The organism is Stenotrophomonas sp. Ste96 (assembly GCF_024519495.1).
Taxonomy (GTDB): domain Bacteria; phylum Pseudomonadota; class Gammaproteobacteria; order Xanthomonadales; family Xanthomonadaceae; genus Stenotrophomonas; species Stenotrophomonas bentonitica_A.
Map to the genome: position 1 here is coordinate 204679 of NZ_JALJRX010000004.1, position 21180 is coordinate 225858.

Genomic DNA, 21180 nt, shown 5'->3' on the forward strand with positions numbered 1-21180 from the left:
GGCGTTACCGCACATGCGGATTTACGCAGGAAGAAGGCCGCGTTCGAGTAACCACGCTCTGGCATCTTCCGCATCCTGCTCGAACCACGCCTTCGTAGACCCCAACCGATACGTATACCCCCACGCATCCATGTCGGCCATCAGGCGCGCGCTGCCTACCCCCGGCAGTTGCCCGGCCAGCACGATCTGCAGGTAGCAGGTGGCGTCTTCTTCGGGTACCGAATCGGTGGCATCGGTGTGCACCAGCGCACGCCGCTCCGGCGGCAGCACGATCAGGTGGCAGGCTTCGTGCAGCATCGAGTGCACGGGCGTGTCATCGCGGACATAGACGTCGCTGCCGATGATGCCGGCTTCGGGTTCGCCCCAATAGCTGCCCGGAATCGGCGCGCCATCGGCCACACGATGCAGGCGCAGATCGTGGGCGGCGAGCAGGGCGTGGGCGTCGTCGAAACGGATATCGCCGAGGCGGGTGACCTGCGGTTCGGCGGTGGGGGCAGCGTCGTTCATGGGTCACCGCTCAACCGCCCCTTCCGAGGCGGAAGGGGCGATGTCGATCAGGGCTGCTGCGGGCCTTCCGGCAAGGCGACGGAAATATCGAGCACATCGTGCTCGCCGTCCTTGACCAGGTCGACCTTGACCGCATCAGCGTCGATGTTGACGTACTTCTTGATCACTTCCAGCAGCTCGCGCTGCAGCAGGGGCAGGTAATCCGGGCCGCCGCGGTGGCTGCGTTCCTGCGCGATGATGATCTGCAGGCGGTTCTTGGCCGTTTCGGCAGTGGTCTTCTTTCGGTTCAGGAAATCGAACAGTCCCATGCTTACCCTCCGAACAGCTTGCTGAAGAAGCCTTTCTTCTCCACGGTGGTGAAGCGCATCGGACGCTCTTCGCCAAGGATGCGGCCAACCGCATCTTCGTATGCCTGGCCCGCCGCCGATTCGGGGTCCAGAATGACCGGTTCACCCTTGTTGGACGCATTGAGCACGTCGCCCGACTCGGGCACCACGCCAATGGCCTTCAGGCCCAGCACTTCTTCGACGTCGGTGATGCTGAGCATCTCCCCGCTTTCCACCCGCACCGGGCTGTAGCGCGTGAGCAGCAGGAAGGCCGGCACGTTCTTGCCGGATTCGGCCTTGTGGGTCTTCGAGTCGAGCAGGCCGATGATGCGGTCCGAGTCGCGCACCGAAGACACTTCCGGGTTCACCACCACGACCGCACGGTCGGCGTAGTACATCGCCAGGAACGCGCCCTTCTCGATGCCGGCCGGGGAGTCGCAGATGATGTATTCGAAGCCGTCGGCGACCAGGTCGTCGAGCACCTTGCGCACGCCTTCCTGGGTCAGCGCGTCCTTGTCGCGGGTCTGCGAGGCAGCCAGCACGTACAGGTTGTCGAAGCGCTTGTCCTTGATCAGGGCCTGCTTGAGGGTCGCTTCGCCGTGCACGACATTGACGAAGTCGTACACCACGCGGCGCTCGCAGCCCATGATCAGGTCGAGGTTGCGCAGGCCGACGTCGAAGTCGATCACGGCCACCTTCTTGCCACGACGTGCCAGCCCGCAGGCCAGGCTGGCGCTGCTGGTGGTCTTGCCGACGCCGCCCTTGCCGGAGGTGACTACGATGATTTCAGCCAAAGGATTTCTCCTGATTCTTCTGTTTGGGGGCTGCGTCAGTCCAGCGCAGCGATCTTGATCTGGTCCTGTTCCAGCCACACCTGCACGGCCTTGCCGCGCAGGGAGTCCGGAACATCGTCCAGTACCTTGTAATGGCCGGCGATGGCGACCAGTTCAGCGTGGAATTCACGGCAGAAAATACGCGCCGTGGTGTTGCCCTGGGCACCTGCCAGGGCACGGCCCCGCAGCGTACCGTAGATGTGGATGCTGCCGTCGGCGATCACTTCGGCGCCGGCGCCGACGGTGGCCATGACGGTCAGGTCGCAGTTCTCCGCGTACAGCTGCTGGCCCGAGCGGACATTGACGGTCTGCATGCGGCCCGGCTTGGGTGCGCCACCGGTGGCCACGGCATTCGGGGCAGGCGCCGCGGGTACGGCGGCAGCGGCACGCGAACGGCGCGGCGGCTCAGCCACCGGCGCGCGGGCAGGCGCGGGGGCCGGCTCGGCTTCGGCACGCTCGTACTGGGCGCGGAACTTGGCCAGCAGCGGCAGGCCGAGCTGCTGGGAGAGCAGGTCGGTTTCGGTGGTGCCATAGGCCAGCGCGACCGGCAGCACGCCGGCCTTGCGCAGGCCATCCAGCAGTGCCTTGGCGGTGGCCACGTCCGGTATTTTGCTGAGTCCGCCGAAATCCAGGATCACTGCGGCACGCCCGAACAGCTTCGGCGCACGCGCCACGCGTTCCTGCATTTCCCGGGTAAGGCGTTCGACATCGAGGGTGCGGATGCGCAGATTGGCGATGCCGACCTGGCCGATCTTCAGTTCACCGGCCTGTTCAAAATCCATGTTCGCTGCCACCGATCAGGTCCCCGTCTGCTGCTGCGCGCGCAGCGGCTCGCGGCGATGGCCCACCCAGGGCACATCCGGCAGCTGGTCGCCGTAGGTGTCGTGCACCCACTGGTAACTGCACAGGTCCTTGAGCAGCATGCTGGCACGCACATCCACGTGGGCCATGTTGTTCTGCCCGACTTCGCGGAAGCCGAAGCTGCCGTGGAAGAGCAGGGCGGCATCGGCGCCGTGGTCCAGGAAGACTTCGCAGGTGAGCTGCGGATAGCGCAGCTCGGCGTAGCTCTGGGCGTCGGCATAGAACGCACGGCCGACACCACCGCCGCGACGGCGGCTGGCGACCACGATGCGGTCGATGTAGAAGAATTTGGTATCCAGCTGCTGCTTGAACCAGGCGAAGTTGCTGCTGTCGTGCTGGCTGTCGCTGCCGAAGCCGATCAGGAAACCGGCCAGGTTGCCGTCGCGCTCGGCGACGCGGAAATACTCAGCGCTTTCATAGAACAGACGCAGGCGGGCGGCATCCAACGGCAGAATGGCCAGGCCGGCATTGTTGTTCAGGGCCAGGACGGAATCGAGCTCGTGCTCGCGCACGTCGCGGATGACAATCGACATTGTGACTCCGTGGGGTAACGCGGTTGGCCCATCGAGGGGCCCTCGGTCCGATTATTGCATGGGTGGCTTCCCCCCGCGAGCCGACAGGCATGACTTCTGTGGGAGTGCAGGGGAACAGGTTCAGCCTACTATGCGTCCATGTTGGGATACCTCAGCCACACCCGAGTACTGCGACTGGCCGGCCTGTTCACCTGGGTCATGGTCGGACTTCCTCTGGTTTACTCGCAGTACGAAGCGCTGTTGCGCCGCGGCGGTGGCGTCGATGCGTGGGCGCTGTGGCTGTTCGCCGCGTACCTGGCCTTCGGTGCCGGCTACTTCTGGCTGACCCGCGGGCTGCGCAACGGCGGCCACTCGCGCTGGTACGACCGGGTCATGCTGGTGCTGCTCACTGCCTCGGCGCTGGGCGTGAGCTACCTGAGCGGTTCGGGCCTGGGCAGCATCCTGATGATGGTCGCTGCCGGGGTCATTCCCTGGATGCTGCCGGTGCGCGGCGGGGTGATCTGGCTGTTGTTGAGCCAGCTGGCGGTCCTGCCGGTCTACTACCTGATCCTGAATTTCTCGCTGTTCGAGGCGGTGATGCAGTCGCTGCTGTATGGCGGCTTCTCCATGTTCATCTTCGTGACCAGCCTGGTGGCCCGGCAGCAGACCGATGCCCGCGAGGAACAGCGCCGGCTCAATACCGAGCTGCGCGCGACCCGCGTGCTGCTGGCCGAAAGCGCCCGGGTCAATGAACGCACCCGCATCTCCCGCGAGCTGCACGACCTGCTGGGCCACCACCTCACCGCCCTCAGCCTCAACCTGGAGGTGGCCGGCCACATCACCGAGGGCCAGGCCCAGGAGCATGTGCACCAGGCCCACACCCTGGCCAAGCTGCTGCTGACCGACGTGCGCGAGGCGGTGAGCCAGCTGCGCGACAGCGGCGCGATCGACCTGGCCGCGGCCCTGCGCCCGCTGACCGAGCAGGTCCCCTCGCTGGACATCCACCTGGATATCGACGAGCCGCTGAGCGTGGAAGACCCCGAGCGGGCCCACGTACTGCTGCGCTGCACCCAGGAAATCATCACCAATGCGGTGCGCCACGCCGGCGCGCGCAACCTGTGGATCAAGGTCCGGCGCGAGCCACCGGGCATCGTGGTGCTGGAAGCGCATGATGACGGGGTGGGGGCCGACGGCATCGTGGTCGGCAACGGGTTGCGCGGGATGCGCGAGCGCCTGCAACAATGCGGTGGTGAGCTGCAGATCGAAACCCGCCGGGGCCAGGGCTTCCGCCTTCGTGCCTCGGTACCCGGCGTGCCAGTATTGATGCTGAGCGCTGTCATTGAAGGAGTGCGTTGATGATTCGCGTCTGCCTGGTCGACGACCAAACCCTGGTGCGGCAGGGGATCCGCTCGCTGCTGGCGCTCGATGACGGCATCGAGGTGGTCGCCGAGGCCGCCGATGGCCGCCAGGCAGTCGAGGTGGTCCCGCAGGTCCGCCCGGACGTGGTCCTGATGGACATGCGCATGCCGGTGATGTCCGGCCTGGAGGCGCTGCAGATGCTGTCGCGGCTGAACCAGCTGCCGCCGACCATCATCCTGACCACCTTCGATGACGACCAGCTGGTGCTGGCCGGGCTCAAGGCCGGCGCCAAGGGCTATCTGCTCAAGGATGTGACCCTGGACCAGCTGGTGGGGGCGATCCGGACCGTGGCCGATGGCGGCTCGCTGGTCCAGCCGGCGGTCACCCAGCGGCTGCTGTCCGGGCTGGAGCACATGCGCAACGAGTTCGTGAGCCTGGACCGGCCCGACCCGCTGACCGACCGCGAGACCGAGATCCTGCGGCTGATGGCCAGCGGCTTCTCCAACAAGGAGATCGCCAATTCATTGGGTGTGGCCGAGGGCACCATCAAGAACCACGTGTCCAACATCCTCTCCAAGCTGGGCGTGCGCGACCGCACCCGGGCCGTGCTCAAGGCCTTCGAACTGCAGCTGGTCTGAGCCGGGCGGACCGGCGGAGGCCATCGTGCAGCCGCCGGTCCCGACGTATTTGCCGAATTTCGTGAAACCCTTGCGGCGCAAGCGATGCGGGGGTGTTTTCGGGCCTGACGGCCGAATCCGGCAAAGAAATATTGTCCATCCGCTACGTGCTGACACGCGCGATGCGTTATCTTTCCGCTCCTTGTCTATGCAAAACCGCTGCCGACATGGAAACCGGTGTGCCAACCCTGATCAACAACACCGGCGAAGCCTGCTAGGATTGGCGCTTCGCTTCAATCAACCCGGCCGTGGGATCGGCCCCGGAGACTCCTGAATGACCCGTATTATCGAGTTCCTGATCGCCTTGGGGATCGTGGCTGGCCTGTTCGTCATCATTGGCGTATGTCTGCCGGGCGAGCGCCATATTTCCGAAAGCATCGAGACCAACCGCAAGATGACGATCGTGTTCGACACGGTCAACAGCCTGCGCCGCTTCAAGGACTGGAACCCGCTCTTGCTGCGCGATCCCGCCGTTGAACTGAAGCACTCCGGCCCCGCTGCCGGCGTCGGCGCACGCCTGGACTACACCTCCAAGGAAGGTTCCTTGGGCCAGGGTAGCTGGGTGATCACCGAGTCCGAGCAGAACAAGCACGTTGCCATCGCCATCGAGGACGAGAGCAAGGGCCACGACAAGGTGACCAACTTCACCCTCGAGCCGACCGGCAAGGGTGGCCGCAACGTCAAGATCACGCAGGACTACAACGTCAAGTACGGTTTCAACCTGTTCGGTCGTTACGCTGGCCTGTACGTCAGCCGTCACGCCGGCGACGACCTGAAGCTGGGTCTGTCGCGCATGGCCAACATGCTGGCCACCGTGCCGAACGTGGACTACCGCACCGCCGAAGCCCCGCTGACCGATCTGGCCATCGTGGACGTCCCGGCCGAGGACCTGCTGGTCGTCACCGCCGGCAACGTGGACCGCGGCCAGGAGACCATCACCAAGTCCATCAAGGACAACCAGGAGTGGATCAAGCGCGTCATGGAGGCCAACAACCTCGAAGCCGCCGGTCCGTTCCGCATCATCACCACCGATTTCGGCGCCGAGAAGTACGCCTTCGACGTGGCCCAGCCGGTCAAGAAGAAGGGTGCTGAAGGCGCGACTGCCGAAGCCCTGACGGTGAAGATCGACGGTGGTGCCCCGGTCAAGTACGTGCATGTCGCTCCGCACCGTTCGGCCCACGCGGCCTACACCGGCCACATGGCTGGCCTGGACATCGCCCGCAACGCCCTGCGTGCGTGGTCGGTGACCGGCGGCAACGAAGTGATCGATCGTCCGTACGAGTCCTGGAAGGACGGCGTGGACAAGTCGTTCACTCCGGAAGGCACGTACGACATCTACTGGGCCGTCAAGTAAACCGACGGTTGCCGTGATGTAACGCACGACCTGAAACGCGCCGCTTCCTGCGGCGCGTTTTTTTTTGGCTCCGCCAGCGGGGCACTGTCTGAAGGACGCAAGCATGCTCAACCTGGAACGACGCACGCGCAAACCCTCCCTGCTGGCCGGCCTGGGCGGCCTGCTGGCGGCCACCGCGGTCGGGCTGTCGGCCTATGCTTCGCACGGCATCGCCGACCCGCTGGCGCAGTCGCACGTGACCACGGCGGCGCTGTACGCGTTCGGGCACGGCGTGGCGCTGGCGGTGCTGGGCCCCACGCAGCAGAACACGCTGGGCCGCCTGGCGCTGTATGTCCTGCTGATCGGCACGCTGCTGTTCTCCGGCAGCCTGGTGGCTGGCGCGCTGTGGAAGCTCAGCACCCAGCTGGCGCCGGTCGGTGGCACCGCGCTGATGGTGGGCTGGCTGGCCTACGGCCTGAATGCGCTGAGGCGCTGACATGCCCCGGTACCGCCGCGGCTTCGATGTTGATGAAGCGCATGACTGGTTGAGTCGGCGCGACCGGCGGCTGGGCACCTGGATGAAGCGGCTCGGCCCCATCCAGGCGCAGCCCGGCTGGGCGAAGACCTTCGACCCGGTCGATGCGCTCGCGCGCGCGATCCTGTTCCAGCAGCTCAGCGGAAAGGCGGCCTCGACCATCGTCGGGCGCGTGGAGACCGCCATCGGCAGCCCCCGTCTGCATGCCGATACGCTGTCGCGCATCGACGATGCGGGGCTGCGGGTGTGCGGGGTATCGGGCAACAAGACACTGGCGCTGCGCGACCTTGCGCGGCGCGAGGCGGCCGGCGAGATTCCCGACCTGCGCCGGATGTCGGTGATGGACCACGACGCCATCATCGATGCGCTGGTGCCGATCCGCGGCATCGGCCGCTGGACGGTGGAGATGATGCTGATGTTCCGGCTCGGCCGCCCGGACATCCTGCCGGTGGATGACCTGGGAGTCCGCAAGGGTGCCCAGCGCGTGGACAGGGCCGAGCGGATGCCCAGCCCGAAAGAGCTGCTCGCCCGCGGCGAGAAATGGGGGCCGTTCCGGACCTACGCCAGCCTGTACCTGTGGCGGATCGCCGATTTCACGGTGGATCCGAAGGCGACGACCGATCGGTCGCAGGGGTGAGGCTACGTGGCCGGCGGCTTCGGCGCCCCGGTCAGGGTGTGGCGGCGCGCCAGCACCAGTGCCACGGTTCGTAGACGATCCCGTGCGGGTTGTCGCGCGGGTAGCTCAGCTGGAACCCGAAGCGCCCGGCATGCTCGCCCAGCCACGCGAACGCGGCAGTCGACTCGAACGATTCTTCCGCCGGCGGTTCGCCCGGGGTGCCGATATCCAACGCGTAGCCGCTGTGGTGTTCGCTGTACCCGGGCGCGGCGTTGACCGTGAGGATGTCCTCCACGCTCAGCCCACGGCCGCGCTTGCGCGCGAAAATGCCGAGCTGGTAATCGTGGCTGCGGTAACCGGAGATCGCATCCAGTGCGATGCCATCGGCGGACGCCTGCTGGCGCAGGCGTTGCCAGCCCCGGGCGGCCTCACGGCGCAGCCAGAGGGGGCGACGGTAGCGGTCGAACCCGGCCAGGTGCAGCTGCGCCGGTTCGGCCTCCAGTGCCAGTCCGGTCGCGGCCTCGTAGGCATCGGCATCAATCCCGAGGGTTTCGAGGCGATGCTGCAGTCCACTCAGGGGCAGCACCGCATCGGGCGCGCCGCCACGGCGGTGCTCCAGCAGCTGGCGGTCCAACGCATCCAGCGCCTCCTCGATGCCCGGCTCGCGCATCAGGCGCGGCACCAGCGGCAGCACGCCGTGGGCGGTAGCGACGGCGAGGTAGCGCCCATCGCGCTTGCGCCGCAGTACCCACTGGGCGCGGGCCAGGGCGCGCGCGTCGGCAGAGCCGCGTGCACGCAGCAGGCCGCCGGGCCACAGTTCGATCTCGGCGGTGTTGATCAGCAGGGCGGGAGATCGGCGCATGCGGTCAGCTTAGTGCGCGCGCGGCGGTCCGGCCAGCGTCTGCAGCGCATCGAGCAGTGCCCGTGGGCGCTCCGGGCTGACCAGCACGGCGCTGCCATCGCGCAGCGGCAGGTGCAGCACACGGCTGCTGTCGGTGATCAGGCAGAACGCCTTGCTGCGGTCGGCCATCCGGTAATGACCGGACTGGAACCCGGGCATGCCGTAGCCGTTGGTCTTGATCGTGGGCTTGTAGCGGCCATGCTCGGCGAAATCGACGATGCGCGCCTCATCCAGGCGCATGGCGCTCACCGGCACGCGCTTGCGGTAGAAGGTCGACTGCACCTCCAGCGTGTCCTGGTGCAGCACGATGCGGCGGCGGGTGTACGCCCAGGTCAGCGCGGCCGCCAGCACCGCCAGGAACGGCAGGGTGATGAACAGTTCGGTGTGTGAACGCTCCGGCGCGTCCAGCGCGGTCCCCACCATCAGCCCGGCCACGAGCAGCAGTGGAACCCACAGCCACAGCAACCGCCAGGCTGGTGCCGGGGCGACCTCGATGCTGCGTGGTAGAGCGGAACTGCGCGTGCTCATGATCGCTCCTTGATCCAGCGGGCAACATCGTCGATCAGCTGCGGCAGCACATGGCCGGGGCTGGCGTATTCCTCCAGGGTGCCGGGGCCTTGCCCGGCCATGCCGAGGTGGTTGAGGCTGGGGTAGTCGCGGAAGGTGACCGATCGCTGGCGCGACAGTCCGCGTTTCCACAACTGCCAATCCGTATCGATCACCTGGATGTCGCGGCCGCCCTGCAACAGCAGGATCGGTTGCTTCAAGGCGCGCGCATCGGCGACCGGGTCAACCTCTTCAAAGGCGCGCCAGTAGGCGGCCGGCAGGCCCAGCGGCAGGTCCTTGGCCGGCACGTCGGCAGTGCCGCGTGCGGCGGCGATCTGTGCATCGAGCGTGTCCAGGAAGGCCTGTTCCTCCGCGCTGATCTGGCCCCGCAGCCCCAGCAGGTAGCGGTTCTGCTCCGGCAACAGCGTCAGCAGTGAGCGGGCCGGTGCCGACCACAGGATCAGACCGGCCACCTTGTCCGACTGCTGTGCGATGCGCGGCGCCAGCATGCCGCCTTGGCTGTGGCCCATGACGTACAGGTGAGCTGGGTCGATGCCAGGCGCGCCGGCCAATGCGATGATCGCGGCAACGGCGTCGTCAGTGGTCTCATCGTCCATGGTGAAGTCACGGCCAGCGAACTCCTGCGGGCGTACCTTCGTACGCTTGTCGTAGCGCAGCACCGCGATGCCCTGCGCCGCCAGGCCGCGCGCCACGTCCAGGAACGGGCGATTGGGGCCGACGGTTTCATCGCGATCCTGTGGGCCGGAACCGTGCACCAGCACGACAGCGGGGAAAGGGCCGCGGCCGGTCGGCATCGCCAGCGTCCCTGGCAGCGCACCGGTCGGTGTGGGAACCTCGAACGAGGATTCGCGGTAGGGCGCATCGGCCGGCGGCGCGGGTGCGGCTGGCGCCGCCGCAGGTTTGAACATCAGGCCCGCCACGCGCTGCTGCGCGTCCACAACGATCTGCGCATCCAGCGCGCCCTTGGCGAACGTCAGGGGCACGACGACGAGGGTCATGCCCTCGTGCGTAGTGGTGCGTGGCGTCCCGCGCTCGCGAAGTTCGCCCAGCGACTGCCAGAGGGTTCGGAGTTGCGCGGCGGGAACGGCCTTGGCCATCTCTGGCGTGAACATCGCCTCGGCGGTAGTGGTCCTGTCTGCCTGGAGGTGATCCAGCAATGCGCTCGCCGTCTGTTCCGGTGACGTGGCGTGGGCGAGGGTGCTTGCGCACAGCATCAGGAGGGTCGATCCCCAGCGTGCCAGCGTCCGCATCTCACGCCTCCTTCTTGAAGATCGCCACTGCCGTGGTGAAGGGGGGTGCGGACACCAGGCTGATCACATTGACCAGTTCCCACCCCAGCTGGCCGTGTCGGGTCAGTGCGTCCTGGATCTGCTCTGCTTGGACGATGCCCATCAGATTCGGTTTGATTTCAACGGTCAGATACGTCCAACGTGCGCTCATGACTTGCTCTCCTTGTCGGTGGTAGGTCTGGGAAGGCGTCCGGCCTTGCGCAGCGCATCGCGCAGCACGTATTCGATCTGCGCGTTGAGGCTGCGCAGCTCGTCGTCGGCCCAGCGCTGCGCCGCCGCCAGGACGTCGGCATTGATACGCAGCGGGTACGCTTTCTTTTCGGTCATGCGGGGTCCTTTATCCACACCCCGTGCCGTCCCCTCGGCGCCGGGCTGCGTTGGTAAGTGCCGACCCTGGGTCGGCACGTGGGTGCATCAATACAGCGAACCGGCGTTGACCACCGGCTGGGTGCCACGGTCCGAACACAGCACGGTCAGCAGGTTGCTCACCATGTGCGCCTTGCGCTCTTCATCGAGCTGCACCACGCCGTTCTTCTGCAGTTCGGCCAGGGCCATCTCAACCATGCCGACCGCACCGGCCACGATCCGCGTGCGCGCAGCAATGACCGCGTTGGCCTGCTGGCGCTGCAGCATCGCCTGGGCGATTTCCGGCGCGTAGGCGAGGTGGCTGATGCGCGCATCGATCACCTGCACCCCGGCATCAGCCAGGCGCTCGGCCAGTTCGTCCTTGAGGTGCTGGGAGATCTCGGCGGCATGGCTGCGCAGCGACAACTGGCCCTCCTCGTGCTGGTCATACGGGTAGCTGGTGGCCATCGCACGCAGCGCCGATTCGGACTGGATGTGCACGAAGCTTTCGTAGTCGTCCACGTTGTAGACGGCCTCGGAGGCGTCCACCACCTGCCACACGATCACCGCGGCAATCTCGATCGGGCTGCCGTCCAGCTCGTTGACCTTCAGCTTGCCGCTTTCGAAGTTGCGCACGCGCTGGCTCACCTTGACCTTGGTGAAGAACGGGTTGTTCCAGCGCAGGCCGTTCTCCTTCACGGTGCCGACGTACTTGCCGAACAGGCTGACCACCACCGCCTGGTTGGGCTGCACGGTATACAACCCGACCAGGCTGACCAGGGCGGTGGTGGCCAGCAGCAGGCCTGCCACGATCAGCGCCGGGTTGCGGTTGCCACGCTCCACGCCGGCCACGAACAGCCAGGCCGCCAGCCCGGTCAGGGCCAGGACCAGCAGCAGGAAGGGCAGGCCGGACAGCGAGCGGATCGACTTCTCTTTCATGGCAGGGCGTCCTTGGGTAGTTGATAGGACGATATCAAATTGATATCAGTCCGCAAGTGCCGGGCCAGCCGGCCATGGGGCGGCCGCAGCGGCTAGAATGCCCTCCCGTCTCTGTTGCCCGGAACACCGCCATGTCCACGCTCGGTACGCCGCTGTCTCCTTCCGCCACCCGTGTGCTGCTGCTGGGGTCCGGTGAACTTGGCAAGGAGGTCGCCATCGAACTGCAGCGGCTGGGGGTGGAGGTGATCGCCGCCGACCGTTATGCCGATGCCCCGGCGATGCAGGTGGCACACCGCTCGCACGTGATCGACATGCTCGACGCGATGGCGCTGCGCGCGCTGATCGCGCAGGAGAAGCCGCACCTGGTGGTGCCGGAGATCGAGGCGATCCACACCGAGACGCTGGTCCAGCTGGAACAGGAGCAGGGCCTGCGGGTCGTGCCGACCGCGCGTGCCGCGCGCCTGACCATGGACCGTGAGGGCATCCGCCGTCTGGCCGCCGAGACGCTGGGCCTGCCGACCTCGCCGTACCGCTTCGTGGATACCGACGCCGAGTACCGTGCCGCCGTGGCGGCGATCGGGCTGCCGTGCGTGGTCAAGCCGGTGATGTCCTCCTCGGGCAAGGGCCAGAGCACGCTGCGCAGCGAGGCGGACATCGCCCCGGCCTGGGAGTACGCGCAGACCGGCGGCCGTGCCGGGGCCGGGCGCTGCATCGTGGAAGGGTTCATCGACTTCGAGTACGAGATCACGCTGCTGACCGTGCGCCATGCCGGTGGCACGTCGTTCTGTGCCCCGATCGGCCATTGGCAGAAGGACGGGGATTACCGCGAGAGCTGGCAGCCGCAGCCGATGTCGCCGCGTGCGCTGGCACGGGCGGAGGAGATCTCGCAGGCGATCACCGATGAGCTGGGCGGCTGGGGTCTGTTCGGGGTCGAGTTGTTCGTGAAGGGCGACGAGGTGTGGTTCAGCGAGGTGTCGCCGCGTCCGCATGACACCGGTCTGGTGACGTTGGCTTCGCAGGAGCTCAGTGAGTTCGCGCTGCATGCGCGCGCGATCCTGGGGCTGCCGATTCCGGTGATCCGCCAGAGCGGTCCGTCGGCCTCGTGCGCGCTGTTGGCACACGGCGAGGGTGTCCCGTTCTTCAGCAACGTGGCCGCGGCGCTGGTGCATCCGGATTCGGCACTGCGGTTGTTCGGCAAGCCGAGCGTGCATGGGCATCGCCGGGTCGGGGTGACACTGGCGCGGGGGGCGGACATCGATGAGGCGCGGAAGATCGCGCGTGAGGCCGCCGAGGCGATCGGGATCGAGTTGCGGTCGTGAGGCAGGGCGCCTTGGGTGCTGCCGGTGTGAGGTGATCGGGCTGCCCGATCACCTCCTCGTGGAAGGTCGGTTGCGCGGTTCGAACAGCGGAGCAAACGAAAAACGGCGAGCCTTGGCTCGCCGTTTTTTGTTAAGAGCGACGCGGGCCTTACTTCAGGTCGACCCACACCAGGTGGTGGTCGCTGCCGTCGGCGATTTTTGCTTCCGGGCTGTCATTGGACGGCCAGAACACGCCGCTGCCGATGTAGCGGAAGCCGACCGAGGGCAGGACGTAGTCCAGGCGCATGGTGCCGGATTTGGGGCCGAAGTCGCCGGTGGCGTGGAAGGGGGCGCCCTTGCGGACGATGCCTTTTTCGGCGTAGGCCAGGCTGGTCTGCTCTGCGCCGACGCTGCGCGGGGTGGGGTAGCGCAGGACACGCGGGTTTTCGATCAGTTCGACGATGGCTTCGTGGCGGCCGTCGCCGTCGATCGGGTCGTTGTTGAGGTCGCCGAGGATGACGAAGCGCGCATCCTGCGGAAGGCCGCCACAGTGGCCACGGTCATCGCACAGCCAGGACGTGTCGCGGTCCTTGAGGTAGTCGTGCCACAGGCGCAGTTCGTCGTGGTTGCGGGCGGCGTTGCGCTTTTCCGGGCCGTCGAAGACCGGCGGGGTGGGGTGCGAGACCAGGGCGTGCACGGTGCCGTTCGGGGTGTTCACCGGCACGTCCCAATGCGACTTGGAGGACAGGCGCAGCTGCGACCAGACGTGGTCGTTGTAGAAGGATTTACCGGTGCGCGGATCGATCGGGCGCAGCGCGCCGGGCATGGTGCTCCACTTCAGCAGCTGGAAGCTGCGGACCTTGGCCTCGTCGATCGGGTAGCGCGACAGCACCAGCATGCCGTACTGGCCCGGGTGCAGGCCGTAGCCCCAGGCATCGTTGCCACGGGCGCGGCCTTCGCCGCCGATCTCGCCGTTGTTGTCCAGGTCCAGGCCGCTCTGCACGCCGGTGTTGACCGGGGCGAGGTAGCGGTAAGCGTAGTGCAGCGGCTCGCCGCCGCCGGGCTGGGCGGCTTCCAGGTAGCGCTGCTGGAACAGGTCGGCGGCGCGGTGGGCGTCGTCGTAGTCGAACTCGTTGAGCAGCACCAGATCCGGGCGGACCTGCTGCAGGACGGCGGCGATCTTGCGCGCGTGTTCGCTGTCGCCTTCGAGCTCGGCGATCAGGCCGCCGGTCTCGTCGCTGTACAGGGAGGTGTTGTAGGTGGCGATCCGCAGCGGTGCGGAAGCAGTCTCCGGCATGGCGGCGGTCTTGGCAGGGGTCTGTGCGCAGGCGCCGCAGAGCAGGGCCAGGGCAAGGATCAGGGGATGGGCTTTCATCCGCCTATTTTGCACCCGGCACGGTGTCAGTGTTGCGTCAGCGGCCGTCCCGTTCGTCATCGAAGGCGTGCCAGCGGCGCCCATCGTAGGCCTCCAGCGGGCGGAACCGTCGCTTGTAGTCCATTTTGCGGTGGTCGCGGATCCAGTAACCCAGGTACAGGTGCGGCAGCTGCTCGCGCTGGGCCCAGGCGATCTGCTGCAGGATCGCGAAGGTGCCCAGGCCGCGATGGGCCTGGTCCGGGTCGAAGAAGGTATAGACCGCCGAGAGCCCCTGCGGGGTCACATCGGTCACGGCGACAGCGAGCAGGGGGCCGCGGTGGCCGTCCGCGGCCGGGCCGCGGATCTCGATGAAGCGGCCCTGCGACCAGCGCCCGATCAGGAACTGGTCGAACTCGTGCGGGCCGTGCTCGTCCATGCCGCCCTGCGCGTGGCGGTGGGTGAGGTAGCGGTGGTACAGCGTGAACTGCTCGTCGGTCTGCTCGGCCGCGACGATGCGCACTTCCAGGTCCGCATTGCGGGCCAGGCAGCGGCGCTGGCTGCGGTCCGGCGCGAAGCGGGCCACGGGGATGCGCACGGCCACGCAGGCGTGGCAGTCGGCGCAGTGCGGGCGGTAGACCAGATCGCCGGAGCGGCGGAAGCCCCAGCCCAGCGCCATCGGGTACAGCGTGCCCAGCCGCGGATCGTTGGGATCGAGCACCAGATCGCGTGCGGCCCGTTCCGGCCAGTAGCCACAGGGGTGGTCGCCGGTCTGGAACAGTCGCAGCTCGTCGTCGCGGTCGCCGTGTATTGCCATGCCCACAGCATAGCCCCGTGCCGTCGCAGCCGGCGCGACTGTCTGCCAAATGAACGTGGCCGGCCGGGCTGTCAACGCTGCTGGCGCCCACGCGTTGTTACCGGTGTGGGTGCCATGCACCACACGCAGAATCCCTTACGAACCGGAGTTACCCATGCGCAACCGCAAATCCCTCCTGCTGCTGGCCCTGCTGCTGTCCACCGGTGCTGCCGGCCTGGCGGTCGCCGCCGATACCCCCGTCGCCGGCGACAAGCCTGCCCGCGCCAAGCTGGATACCAATGGCGATGGCTTCATCGACCGCACCGAAGCGGCGAAGGCCCCGCGCCTGGCCGCGCAGTTCGACACCCTGGACACCAACAAGGACGGCAAGCTCTCCCGCGAGGAACTGCCGCGCGGGCACGGCAAGCGCCACGGGCGTGGCCCGGGTGGCCATGGCGACTGGATGGCCAAGCTGGACACCAACAAGGATGGCCGCATCAGCCGTGAGGAAGCCAAGGCCGATCCGCGCTTGGCCGCGCGCTTCGATGAGATGGACGTCAACAAGGATGGCTACCTGGACAAGGCCGACCGCGAGCTGCGCATGAAGCAGCATCGTGACGCCTGGTTCGCCGCGGCCGACACCAACAAGGACGGCCAGCTGAGCAAGGCCGAGTTCGATGCAGCCAAGGGCCCGTTCGCTGGCCCGCGTGGCGATCATCGCGATGGCAAGCACCGCGACGGCAAGCCGCCGATGGCGCCGAAGGCACCGGCGGCGAAGTAAGCATCCCGCTGAAGCGGCAGGACGAGAGCGCCGGTCATCGACCGGCGCTTTTCTGTTTCAGATGCGGCCGTTCCTGTACATCGCCCAGACGATGGTGCCGACCACGAACAGGTTCATCACCCACAGCGCTTTGCGGCCATACAGCGACTCGTATTTCCAGTTCGGGCCGGTGCGTCCATGGCGCGCCGCATCGCGCGCGATCATCGGGGCCATGATCCGCTGCAGCGGAACGAGACACTGATAGTTGATCAGGCCAAGCCCGATCGCCAACGCCACCACGGGCCAGTACCAGGCCAGCGGCAGGAAGCTCAGGGCGAAGACGGCGACGCACGTCAGCATGGCAGTGAACGTGCTGTAGTGCACGAACCCGCGGATGGCGGTTCGCTCACTCTCGTTCTCGGCGTAGGAGAGCAGGTAACGGCCCCCCAGGTAGCTGCCCAGTACGCCCCCGACCACGCTGCCGGCGATCGCGCCCCAGGCGAAATCCGGCGGCAGCACGTGGCTCTGGCTGGCCGCCGCACTCAGTGAACCCAGGGCGGCACCGCCGGAAACACTGGCACCGCCCAGCCCGAGCTTGCTGGTACCCAGCCCGGTACCGAGCAGGATCGCGGCACTGGCCGTACCGGGCGCGGCGACCAGCACCATCGAGACCACCGTCGTGGCGAACGCGGCACTCGGCGCGCTGCTGCGTGCGAACTCGCTGAAGCGGCGCATCATCTCGTCGCGCACGGTGGCACGTGCGCGCGAGAGGCGCTTGCGCACGGCGGCGTCGCTGAGGCCGAGCAGATCGGCGACCTGCTGCGAGCTCTGGCCTTCGCGGTAATACAGCAGCAGGGTCTCGCGGCTGTCTTCGGGCAGCGCCGAGATGATCTCTTCGGCCGCCAGTTCCTCTTCCACCCGCTGCAGGTGCTCCGGAGCGCTCGGGCTGGGGTCGGCAGCCATGTTGATGGCGATTTCGGCGGCTTCGCCGGAGAGCGGACGGCCGCGGTTGGCGCGCAGCCAGTCGCGGGCCAGGTTGCGGGTGATCTGGCGCAGCCATGGCAGGAAGCTGGCATGGCTGTGCAACTGGTTGAGCTGCTGCCAGGCCTTGATGAAGGCCTCCTGCGCGATGTCCTCACTGGCGTGCACGTCGCGGGTGATCGCCAGCGCGATCGCGGTGACCGTGTTCTGGCAGGCCAGCACGATGCGGCCGTAGGACTGCTGGCAGCCACCGGCGGCGGCGGGCAGCTCGCGTTCGAGCGTGGTGGTCAGCGGATGCGGCGTCATGGTGTCCTCCCCCGGGGATGGTCCCATCATGACGCGTGCCGGGCCCGGATGTGACCGGGTCGTGCCAGCGGCCGGCACGACCTGTTATTCGGTGGGCTGGATCCGGACCCGCACTTCCTCTTCTTCCGGCGGCGTGGCGGCCGGTGCGGTTGGCGTCGAGGCCGGCTGGGTCACCGGTGCCGGGGCGGGCGCCACCACCGGCGCGCCGCGGTGGCGCATGACCACCACCATCGCCACGGCAGCGATCACCAGCAGCAGGCCGATGCGGATGCGCCAGGCCCAGTTGCGCGGGGCGTCGGCCTGGGCGACCTCGTCGCGGAACGCGAACTGCGCGGTCGGGTGGTCGCGGCGGGTGGTTTCCAGCAGGCGTGCATCGCGCAGGATCTCGCGCGCGCGCGGCTGGTCGTCGGCATGCACCACCCACAGGGTCGGATGGGTAGTGGCCTTTTCCTTGTCCAGATAGCTGAACTGGCTCCCGCGCTTGCTGTGGTACGAGCGCCCGTTGGTGATGCGCACTTCGATGCCGGCGTCGCGCAGCAGCTGGGCCACGCCTTCGACGGTTTCCACGCGCTGGCTGTTGAAGATCTGTCTCATGTCAGTCCTTGGCCGGTACGGCGGCGGCCGCGGCACTGTCCTCGACCACCCGGATCAGGCCTTCCTGCGCGGTGCTGGCGACCAGGATGCCGTTGCGGGTGAAGAACTGGCCACGCGCCAGTCCGCGCGAATCCTGCGCGCTGGGGCTGTCGAGCGAGTACAGCAGCCAATCGTCGGCGCGGAACGGGCGGTGGAACCAGATCGCGTGGTCCAGCGAGGCCATCTGCACGTGCGGCTGGTAGTAGCTGATGCCGTGCGGGAAGGTCGCGGTGCCCAGCAGATGGAAATCCGAGGCGTAGGCGAGCAGCGCTTGGTGCAGCTCAGGGGCATCGCCAACGGTCTCGTTCAGGCGCAGCCACACCTGGTGGTACGGCGGACGCTTGGGCGGATTGAGTTCATCGCGCGGGTACACGTGGCGGAACTCGAACGGGCCGCCGCGCGAGAGCCAGCGCTGCACCTTGATCGGCAGGCGATCCAGGACCGCCTGCGGCAGCGGCTGGTTCGGCTCGATGTCTTCGGGCTGCGGCACTTCCGGCATCTTGTGCTGGTGCTCGGCGCCGGTCTCGGCCTGCTGGAACGAGGCCGCGCAGAAGAAGATCACCTTGCCGTGCTGGATCGCGGTGACCCGGCGCACGGAAAAGCTGCCGCCATCGCGGGTGCGGTCCACGTCATAGACGATGGGATGGTCGATGTTGCCCGCGCGCAGGAAGTAGGCGTGCAGCGAATGCACGTGGCGGCCGTTCTCGACGGTCTTCTGGGCGGCCGACAGCGCCTGGCCCAGCACCTGGCCGCCAAAGACGTACTTGGTGCCGATATCGCGGCTCTGGCCGCGGAACAGATTGTCTTCCAGGCGTTCGAGCGAGAGCAGGTCGATCAGCTCGGAAACGACGGGTTCGTGCGTGGCGGACAAGGGAAGCAACCTGGGGTGGGCGAACGCAAATTATAGGGTAGTGCCGGCCCATGGCCGGCAACCACGCACCACTTCGATCATTCATTACCTGGTTGCCGGCCAGCGGCCGGCACTACCGGTGTGCGCGGGTGCGTCAGCCGTGGCGGGTCATCCCTTGCCCAGCCGGGCCACCAGCCCCTGCAGTGCCTGCTGGGCGTCCGGGGCGTACCAGGCCTCGACGAAGCGGTCGAGCTGGATCAGATCGGCGTGCAGGGCCTCGTGCAGGTCGGCGCGGGCGATGGTGCGGGTCAGCAGCATCGGCTGCCGCGGCAGCTTGAGCAGGGCCTGCAGCCAGACCACGGCGCGGGCGACGACCAGGTCGGCATCGACCACCTCATCGACCAGCCCGATCTCCAGCGCACGCTCGGCCGGCACCATCTCGCCGCCGACCAGCAGGGTAGTGGCCCGGTGATGCCCGACCACGCGGCGCATCAGGCGCTGGATCCCTTCCGGCGCAACCAGCCCGACCTGGACCTCGTTCAGGCCGATCACGGTGGGATGGGCGGCATCGGGGCTGCGCGCGATGATCCGGTAGTCGCAGCACAGGGCGAGCACGCAGCCACCGGCCGGGGCGTGCCCGGTCAGGGCGGCCACTACCGGCACGCGGCATTCGGCCAGCGTGCGCACGGCGCCGAAGAAGGCCTGCCAGCTGTCCAGCAGCTTGTGCTTGTCCTCGCCGTGGCTGAGCAGGTGCGGCACGTCCATGCCAGCGCTGAAGATGCGCTCGCTGCCCGAGAGCACGATGCCGTGCACGTCATCGGCCATGGCCTGGTTGATCGCCTGGATCAGGTGCCGGCACAGCTCGGTGTCCAACGCATTGACCGGGGGACGCGCCAGCCGCAGTTCGCGGATGGGGCCATGGTTGATCACCTCGATGAGCGTCGTCATGCTGCAGTCTCGTTGCGGACAGGGAACGAAGCCGATGATAACCAAACCATTCGTGTGCGTATTGTTGGGGGTGTGTGCGTTCGCAGCATCGGCGGTGGCCATGGCGGCGGAGCCCGCCTGCGTGTCGCTGCGCGATGGTTGGCTTCGCCTGCCTCCGGGCGCGATGCCGATGGCGGCCGGCTACGGCCAGATCCGCAATGACTGTCGCGCCCCGGTGGTGGTGGTCGCTGCGGGCAGCCAGGCGTTCGGCGATGTGTCGCTGCACGAAACCACGCTGGTGGACGGGGTCAGCCGCATGCGCGCGGTGGAGCGCCTGCCCATCGCGGCGGGCGCGACGGTCGAGCTGAAACCCGGTGGCCTGCACCTGATGTTGATGCAGCCGGAGGTGGCGCTGAAAGCGGGGGCGCAGCTGCCGTTGCGGCTGAGCCTGGAAGACGGGCGCAAGGTGGATGGAACGTTGCAGGTGCGCAGCGCGCTACCGTAAACCTTCATGGGGCGTAGAAGGGTAGTGCCGGCCGATGGCCGGCACTACCTTTCAGTTCGGCGCGGCGAAACCTGTCAGCTCGACGCGGTACGGATCGCCTCGGGCAACGGTGCGCTCTTGCCGGTCTGCGTGTCCATCCAGACCACCACCACGTTGCCGTCCGAATACAGCGTGCTGTCGTTCTTCTCGTCCACGATGCGGTGGCCGATGGTCACGCTGCTAAGGTAGCTCTAAGACCAGTCGAAGGAGAACAGCACCGTTCGGCTTACCGGTTCGTACAACATCACGATCGCATCGGCGCCTGCCGCGCACCAATTGTAGCCGGCCACCTCGGCCACGGCGAAGAACTTGTGGCCGTCGCGGGTAACGGTTACGTCTTCCATATCCGCAGTACGGTCGCGTTCGTGCATGACTGGAAGAATCGAAATCTCGAAAGCTGGCGGGATTTCTGCCGTCTCTGTCCAGTTTCCCCATGAAATCGGCCCGCCCAACGTATCAAGGAATGCATGCTCCCTGGGCTCGCCATCGCCGTAACGTGAGTAGCTGGCCAGTTTGCTGTGCTGCTGGAAGTACGCTTTGGCTTTGGCATGGCTGTCACGCATTTCGGCGACGTGCGTGCGCCCACCTTCGTCTTCTACTGCATCTCCCTGAAAGTATCCCTCGTTGCCGAGAAAGCGCATGCGGTCATCCGCAGTCAGCTCGAAGGCGATCCAGTTGCTGCCGGTGAAATCATTATGCTGATCTTCGGTGTTGTCACCGATGCAGCCCTCATACGGCTCGATCGGGCACAGCATGGTTGCCACCTGGCCAGCCAGTTCCGGGCGCAGCACGCCAAGGTCGATCTTCAGCAGCGGCAGCAGGTGCTGGCTGAGCCAAGCCTGGTCGGCAGGGAAGACGTCGTTGGGGAAGGGGACCATGCCGGGCAGCAGGTCGCGCAGTTCGGTCTGGTGGATCATCTCAGTCCTTTGAAGGTTCTCGGTGGCAGAGTCGAGCAGCCTCGACTCTACCAAGTGCTGCCAGGCTCGTCAGCTCGATGCCGTACGGATCGCCTCGGGCAACGGTGCGCTCTTGCCGGTCTGCGTGTCCATCCAGACCACCACCACGTTGCCGTCCGAATACAGCGTGCTGTCGTTCTTCTCGTCCACGATGCGGTGGCCGATGGTCACGCTGCTG

The 21180-nt window shown here is 67.1% G+C and carries 27 protein-coding genes and 2 pseudogenes; 9 read left to right on the top strand and 20 right to left on the bottom strand.

Features of this window, described 5'->3' with window-relative positions:
- Positions 1 to 21 precede the first annotated feature (21 nt).
- Genes OC373_RS13035 through OC373_RS13055 form a run of 5 tightly spaced genes read right to left on the bottom strand, consistent with a single transcriptional unit; the run spans position 22 to position 3060 of the window.
- Positions 22 to 507, bottom strand: coding sequence for a hypothetical protein (locus OC373_RS13035; protein ID WP_070426846.1), 486 nt, complete (start codon positions 505 to 507; stop codon positions 22 to 24).
- Between the two features lie 47 nt (positions 508 to 554).
- Positions 555 to 815 (bottom strand): cell division topological specificity factor MinE, encoded by a 261-nt coding sequence (minE, locus tag OC373_RS13040; protein WP_017355894.1) that lies wholly within the window; start codon positions 813 to 815, stop codon positions 555 to 557.
- A 2-nt stretch (positions 816 to 817) separates the two neighbouring features.
- Positions 818 to 1627 (bottom strand): septum site-determining protein MinD, encoded by an 810-nt coding sequence (minD, locus tag OC373_RS13045; protein ID WP_019184543.1) that lies wholly within the window; start codon positions 1625 to 1627, stop codon positions 818 to 820.
- A 35-nt stretch (positions 1628 to 1662) separates the two neighbouring features.
- Entirely contained in the window at positions 1663 to 2448 is a 786-nt protein-coding gene (gene minC / locus OC373_RS13050) for a septum site-determining protein MinC (protein ID WP_070473440.1), read from the bottom strand.
- A 15-nt stretch (positions 2449 to 2463) separates the two neighbouring features.
- Positions 2464 to 3060, bottom strand: coding sequence for a GNAT family N-acetyltransferase (locus OC373_RS13055; protein ID WP_019184541.1), 597 nt, complete (start codon positions 3058 to 3060; stop codon positions 2464 to 2466).
- Between the two features lie 138 nt (positions 3061 to 3198).
- On the opposite strand from OC373_RS13055, the gene OC373_RS13060 reads away from it, so the two are divergent.
- From OC373_RS13060 to OC373_RS13085, 6 genes are all read left to right on the top strand, one after another.
- Entirely contained in the window at positions 3199 to 4395 is a 1197-nt protein-coding gene (locus tag OC373_RS13060; protein WP_019184540.1) for a sensor histidine kinase, read from the top strand.
- Positions 4395 to 5036, top strand: a complete 642-nt coding sequence (locus OC373_RS13065) for a response regulator transcription factor (RefSeq protein ID WP_019184539.1) — start codon at positions 4395 to 4397, stop codon at positions 5034 to 5036. The genes OC373_RS13060 and OC373_RS13065 overlap by 1 nt, the downstream gene beginning before the upstream one ends.
- Before the next feature lie 92 nt (positions 5037 to 5128).
- Positions 5129 to 5293 (top strand): hypothetical protein, encoded by a 165-nt coding sequence (locus OC373_RS13070; RefSeq protein WP_160298430.1) that lies wholly within the window; start codon positions 5129 to 5131, stop codon positions 5291 to 5293.
- Positions 5294 to 5349: 56 nt separating this feature from the next.
- Positions 5350 to 6429, top strand: coding sequence for an SRPBCC family protein (locus OC373_RS13075; RefSeq protein ID WP_019184538.1), 1080 nt, complete (start codon positions 5350 to 5352; stop codon positions 6427 to 6429).
- 103 nt (positions 6430 to 6532) lie between these two features.
- Positions 6533 to 6904 (top strand): DUF423 domain-containing protein, encoded by a 372-nt coding sequence (locus tag OC373_RS13080; protein ID WP_019184537.1) that lies wholly within the window; start codon positions 6533 to 6535, stop codon positions 6902 to 6904.
- Position 6905: 1 nt separating this feature from the next.
- Positions 6906 to 7580 carry a DNA-3-methyladenine glycosylase gene (locus OC373_RS13085; protein WP_261997822.1) on the top strand — a complete coding sequence of 225 codons (675 nt, stop codon included), beginning with the start codon at positions 6906 to 6908 and terminating at the stop codon, positions 7578 to 7580.
- Between the two features lie 31 nt (positions 7581 to 7611).
- Here the strand turns inward: OC373_RS13085 and OC373_RS13090 are convergent, their stop codons facing one another.
- From OC373_RS13090 to OC373_RS13115, 6 genes are all read right to left on the bottom strand, one after another.
- The gene (locus OC373_RS13090; RefSeq protein ID WP_070426849.1) at positions 7612 to 8421 is read right to left on the bottom strand and encodes a M15 family metallopeptidase; all 810 of its coding nucleotides are present in this window, start codon (positions 8419 to 8421) and stop codon (positions 7612 to 7614) included.
- 9 nt (positions 8422 to 8430) lie between these two features.
- Positions 8431 to 8988: a PH domain-containing protein gene (locus OC373_RS13095; protein ID WP_261997823.1), complete on the bottom strand. Its 558-nt coding sequence runs from the start codon at positions 8986 to 8988 to the stop codon at positions 8431 to 8433.
- Entirely contained in the window at positions 8985 to 10277 is a 1293-nt protein-coding gene (locus tag OC373_RS13100) for an alpha/beta fold hydrolase (protein ID WP_261997824.1), read from the bottom strand. Before OC373_RS13100 ends, OC373_RS13095 begins: the two co-directional genes overlap by 4 nt.
- A gap of 1 nt (position 10278) precedes the next feature.
- A complete protein-coding gene (locus OC373_RS13105) occupies positions 10279 to 10467 on the bottom strand; it encodes a DUF4177 domain-containing protein (RefSeq protein ID WP_261997825.1) in 189 nt (62 codons plus the stop codon).
- Positions 10464 to 10643 (bottom strand): hypothetical protein, encoded by a 180-nt coding sequence (locus tag OC373_RS13110; protein WP_046272204.1) that lies wholly within the window; start codon positions 10641 to 10643, stop codon positions 10464 to 10466. Before OC373_RS13110 ends, OC373_RS13105 begins: the two co-directional genes overlap by 4 nt.
- A gap of 87 nt (positions 10644 to 10730) precedes the next feature.
- A complete protein-coding gene (locus OC373_RS13115) occupies positions 10731 to 11600 on the bottom strand; it encodes an SPFH domain-containing protein (RefSeq protein ID WP_070426852.1) in 870 nt (289 codons plus the stop codon).
- A 131-nt stretch (positions 11601 to 11731) separates the two neighbouring features.
- On the opposite strand from OC373_RS13115, the gene purT reads away from it, so the two are divergent.
- Positions 11732 to 12919, top strand: a complete 1188-nt coding sequence (gene purT / locus OC373_RS13120) for a formate-dependent phosphoribosylglycinamide formyltransferase (RefSeq protein ID WP_046272202.1) — start codon at positions 11732 to 11734, stop codon at positions 12917 to 12919.
- 148 nt (positions 12920 to 13067) lie between these two features.
- On the opposite strand, the gene OC373_RS13125 is transcribed toward purT, so the two are convergent.
- Together OC373_RS13125 and OC373_RS13130 are read right to left on the bottom strand one after the other, a co-directional pair.
- On the bottom strand, positions 13068 to 14273 hold the full coding sequence (locus tag OC373_RS13125; RefSeq protein WP_261997826.1) for an endonuclease/exonuclease/phosphatase family protein: 1206 nt from the start codon (positions 14271 to 14273) through the stop codon (positions 13068 to 13070).
- A gap of 37 nt (positions 14274 to 14310) precedes the next feature.
- On the bottom strand, positions 14311 to 15066 hold the full coding sequence (locus OC373_RS13130; protein WP_261997827.1) for an arginyltransferase: 756 nt from the start codon (positions 15064 to 15066) through the stop codon (positions 14311 to 14313).
- A 154-nt stretch (positions 15067 to 15220) separates the two neighbouring features.
- On the opposite strand from OC373_RS13130, the gene OC373_RS13135 reads away from it, so the two are divergent.
- On the top strand, positions 15221 to 15826 hold the full coding sequence (locus OC373_RS13135) for an EF-hand domain-containing protein (RefSeq protein ID WP_261997828.1): 606 nt from the start codon (positions 15221 to 15223) through the stop codon (positions 15824 to 15826).
- A 57-nt stretch (positions 15827 to 15883) separates the two neighbouring features.
- On the opposite strand, the gene OC373_RS13140 is transcribed toward OC373_RS13135, so the two are convergent.
- The 4 genes from OC373_RS13140 to OC373_RS13155 form a co-directional block, all read right to left on the bottom strand.
- A complete protein-coding gene (locus tag OC373_RS13140) occupies positions 15884 to 17092 on the bottom strand; it encodes an RNA polymerase sigma factor (protein ID WP_261997829.1) in 1209 nt (402 codons plus the stop codon).
- 84 nt (positions 17093 to 17176) lie between these two features.
- A complete protein-coding gene (locus OC373_RS13145; RefSeq protein ID WP_070473420.1) occupies positions 17177 to 17686 on the bottom strand; it encodes a DUF2007 domain-containing protein in 510 nt (169 codons plus the stop codon).
- Between the two features lies 1 nt (position 17687).
- Entirely contained in the window at positions 17688 to 18596 is a 909-nt protein-coding gene (tesB, locus tag OC373_RS13150; RefSeq protein WP_026069994.1) for an acyl-CoA thioesterase II, read from the bottom strand.
- A 147-nt stretch (positions 18597 to 18743) separates the two neighbouring features.
- A complete protein-coding gene (locus OC373_RS13155; protein WP_070426859.1) occupies positions 18744 to 19523 on the bottom strand; it encodes an enoyl-CoA hydratase/isomerase family protein in 780 nt (259 codons plus the stop codon).
- 34 nt (positions 19524 to 19557) lie between these two features.
- Between OC373_RS13155 and OC373_RS13160 the strand changes: the two genes are divergently transcribed.
- Positions 19558 to 20007, top strand: coding sequence for a copper chaperone PCu(A)C (locus OC373_RS13160; RefSeq protein WP_019184521.1), 450 nt, complete (start codon positions 19558 to 19560; stop codon positions 20005 to 20007).
- Between the two features lie 74 nt (positions 20008 to 20081).
- Here the strand turns inward: OC373_RS13160 and OC373_RS13165 are convergent.
- The 3 genes and pseudogenes from OC373_RS13165 to OC373_RS13175 form a co-directional block, all read right to left on the bottom strand.
- A pseudogene (locus OC373_RS13165) lies at positions 20082 to 20228 on the bottom strand (acyl-CoA thioesterase); the annotation flags it as partial.
- Between the two features lie 9 nt (positions 20229 to 20237).
- Positions 20238 to 20963 (bottom strand): hypothetical protein, encoded by a 726-nt coding sequence (locus tag OC373_RS13170; RefSeq protein WP_019186285.1) that lies wholly within the window; start codon positions 20961 to 20963, stop codon positions 20238 to 20240.
- 69 nt (positions 20964 to 21032) lie between these two features.
- A pseudogene (locus OC373_RS13175) lies at positions 21033 to 21180 on the bottom strand (acyl-CoA thioesterase); the annotation flags it as partial.

Excerpts from the sequence above, each read along its gene's own strand:
- OC373_RS13130 (WP_261997827.1), bottom strand. The coding sequence starts at position 15,066 with ATGGCAATACACGGCGACCGCGACGACGAGCTGCGACTGTTCCAGACC.
- OC373_RS13065 (WP_019184539.1), top strand. The coding sequence starts at position 4,395 with ATGATTCGCGTCTGCCTGGTCGACGACCAAACCCTGGTGCGGCAGGGG.
- OC373_RS13125 (WP_261997826.1), bottom strand. The coding sequence starts at position 14,273 with ATGAAAGCCCATCCCCTGATCCTTGCCCTGGCCCTGCTCTGCGGCGCC.
- OC373_RS13115 (WP_070426852.1), bottom strand. The coding sequence starts at position 11,600 with ATGAAAGAGAAGTCGATCCGCTCGCTGTCCGGCCTGCCCTTCCTGCTG.
- OC373_RS13105 (WP_261997825.1), bottom strand. The coding sequence starts at position 10,467 with ATGAGCGCACGTTGGACGTATCTGACCGTTGAAATCAAACCGAATCTG.
- OC373_RS13170 (WP_019186285.1), bottom strand. The coding sequence starts at position 20,963 with ATGATCCACCAGACCGAACTGCGCGACCTGCTGCCCGGCATGGTCCCC.
- OC373_RS13075 (WP_019184538.1), top strand. The coding sequence starts at position 5,350 with ATGACCCGTATTATCGAGTTCCTGATCGCCTTGGGGATCGTGGCTGGC.
- OC373_RS13145 (WP_070473420.1), bottom strand. The coding sequence starts at position 17,686 with ATGAGACAGATCTTCAACAGCCAGCGCGTGGAAACCGTCGAAGGCGTG.
- OC373_RS13160 (WP_019184521.1), top strand. The coding sequence starts at position 19,558 with ATGATAACCAAACCATTCGTGTGCGTATTGTTGGGGGTGTGTGCGTTC.
- purT (WP_046272202.1), top strand. The coding sequence starts at position 11,732 with ATGTCCACGCTCGGTACGCCGCTGTCTCCTTCCGCCACCCGTGTGCTG.
- OC373_RS13135 (WP_261997828.1), top strand. The coding sequence starts at position 15,221 with ATGCGCAACCGCAAATCCCTCCTGCTGCTGGCCCTGCTGCTGTCCACC.
- OC373_RS13060 (WP_019184540.1), top strand. The coding sequence starts at position 3,199 with ATGTTGGGATACCTCAGCCACACCCGAGTACTGCGACTGGCCGGCCTG.
- OC373_RS13035 (WP_070426846.1), bottom strand. The coding sequence starts at position 507 with ATGAACGACGCTGCCCCCACCGCCGAACCGCAGGTCACCCGCCTCGGC.
- OC373_RS13155 (WP_070426859.1), bottom strand. The coding sequence starts at position 19,523 with ATGACGACGCTCATCGAGGTGATCAACCATGGCCCCATCCGCGAACTG.
- OC373_RS13110 (WP_046272204.1), bottom strand. The coding sequence starts at position 10,643 with ATGACCGAAAAGAAAGCGTACCCGCTGCGTATCAATGCCGACGTCCTG.
- minE (WP_017355894.1), bottom strand. The coding sequence starts at position 815 with ATGGGACTGTTCGATTTCCTGAACCGAAAGAAGACCACTGCCGAAACG.
- OC373_RS13080 (WP_019184537.1), top strand. The coding sequence starts at position 6,533 with ATGCTCAACCTGGAACGACGCACGCGCAAACCCTCCCTGCTGGCCGGC.
- OC373_RS13085 (WP_261997822.1), top strand. The coding sequence starts at position 6,906 with ATGCCCCGGTACCGCCGCGGCTTCGATGTTGATGAAGCGCATGACTGG.
- OC373_RS13100 (WP_261997824.1), bottom strand. The coding sequence starts at position 10,277 with ATGCGGACGCTGGCACGCTGGGGATCGACCCTCCTGATGCTGTGCGCA.
- minC (WP_070473440.1), bottom strand. The coding sequence starts at position 2,448 with ATGGATTTTGAACAGGCCGGTGAACTGAAGATCGGCCAGGTCGGCATC.
- OC373_RS13055 (WP_019184541.1), bottom strand. The coding sequence starts at position 3,060 with ATGTCGATTGTCATCCGCGACGTGCGCGAGCACGAGCTCGATTCCGTC.
- OC373_RS13095 (WP_261997823.1), bottom strand. The coding sequence starts at position 8,988 with ATGAGCACGCGCAGTTCCGCTCTACCACGCAGCATCGAGGTCGCCCCG.
- OC373_RS13140 (WP_261997829.1), bottom strand. The coding sequence starts at position 17,092 with ATGACGCCGCATCCGCTGACCACCACGCTCGAACGCGAGCTGCCCGCC.
- OC373_RS13090 (WP_070426849.1), bottom strand. The coding sequence starts at position 8,421 with ATGCGCCGATCTCCCGCCCTGCTGATCAACACCGCCGAGATCGAACTG.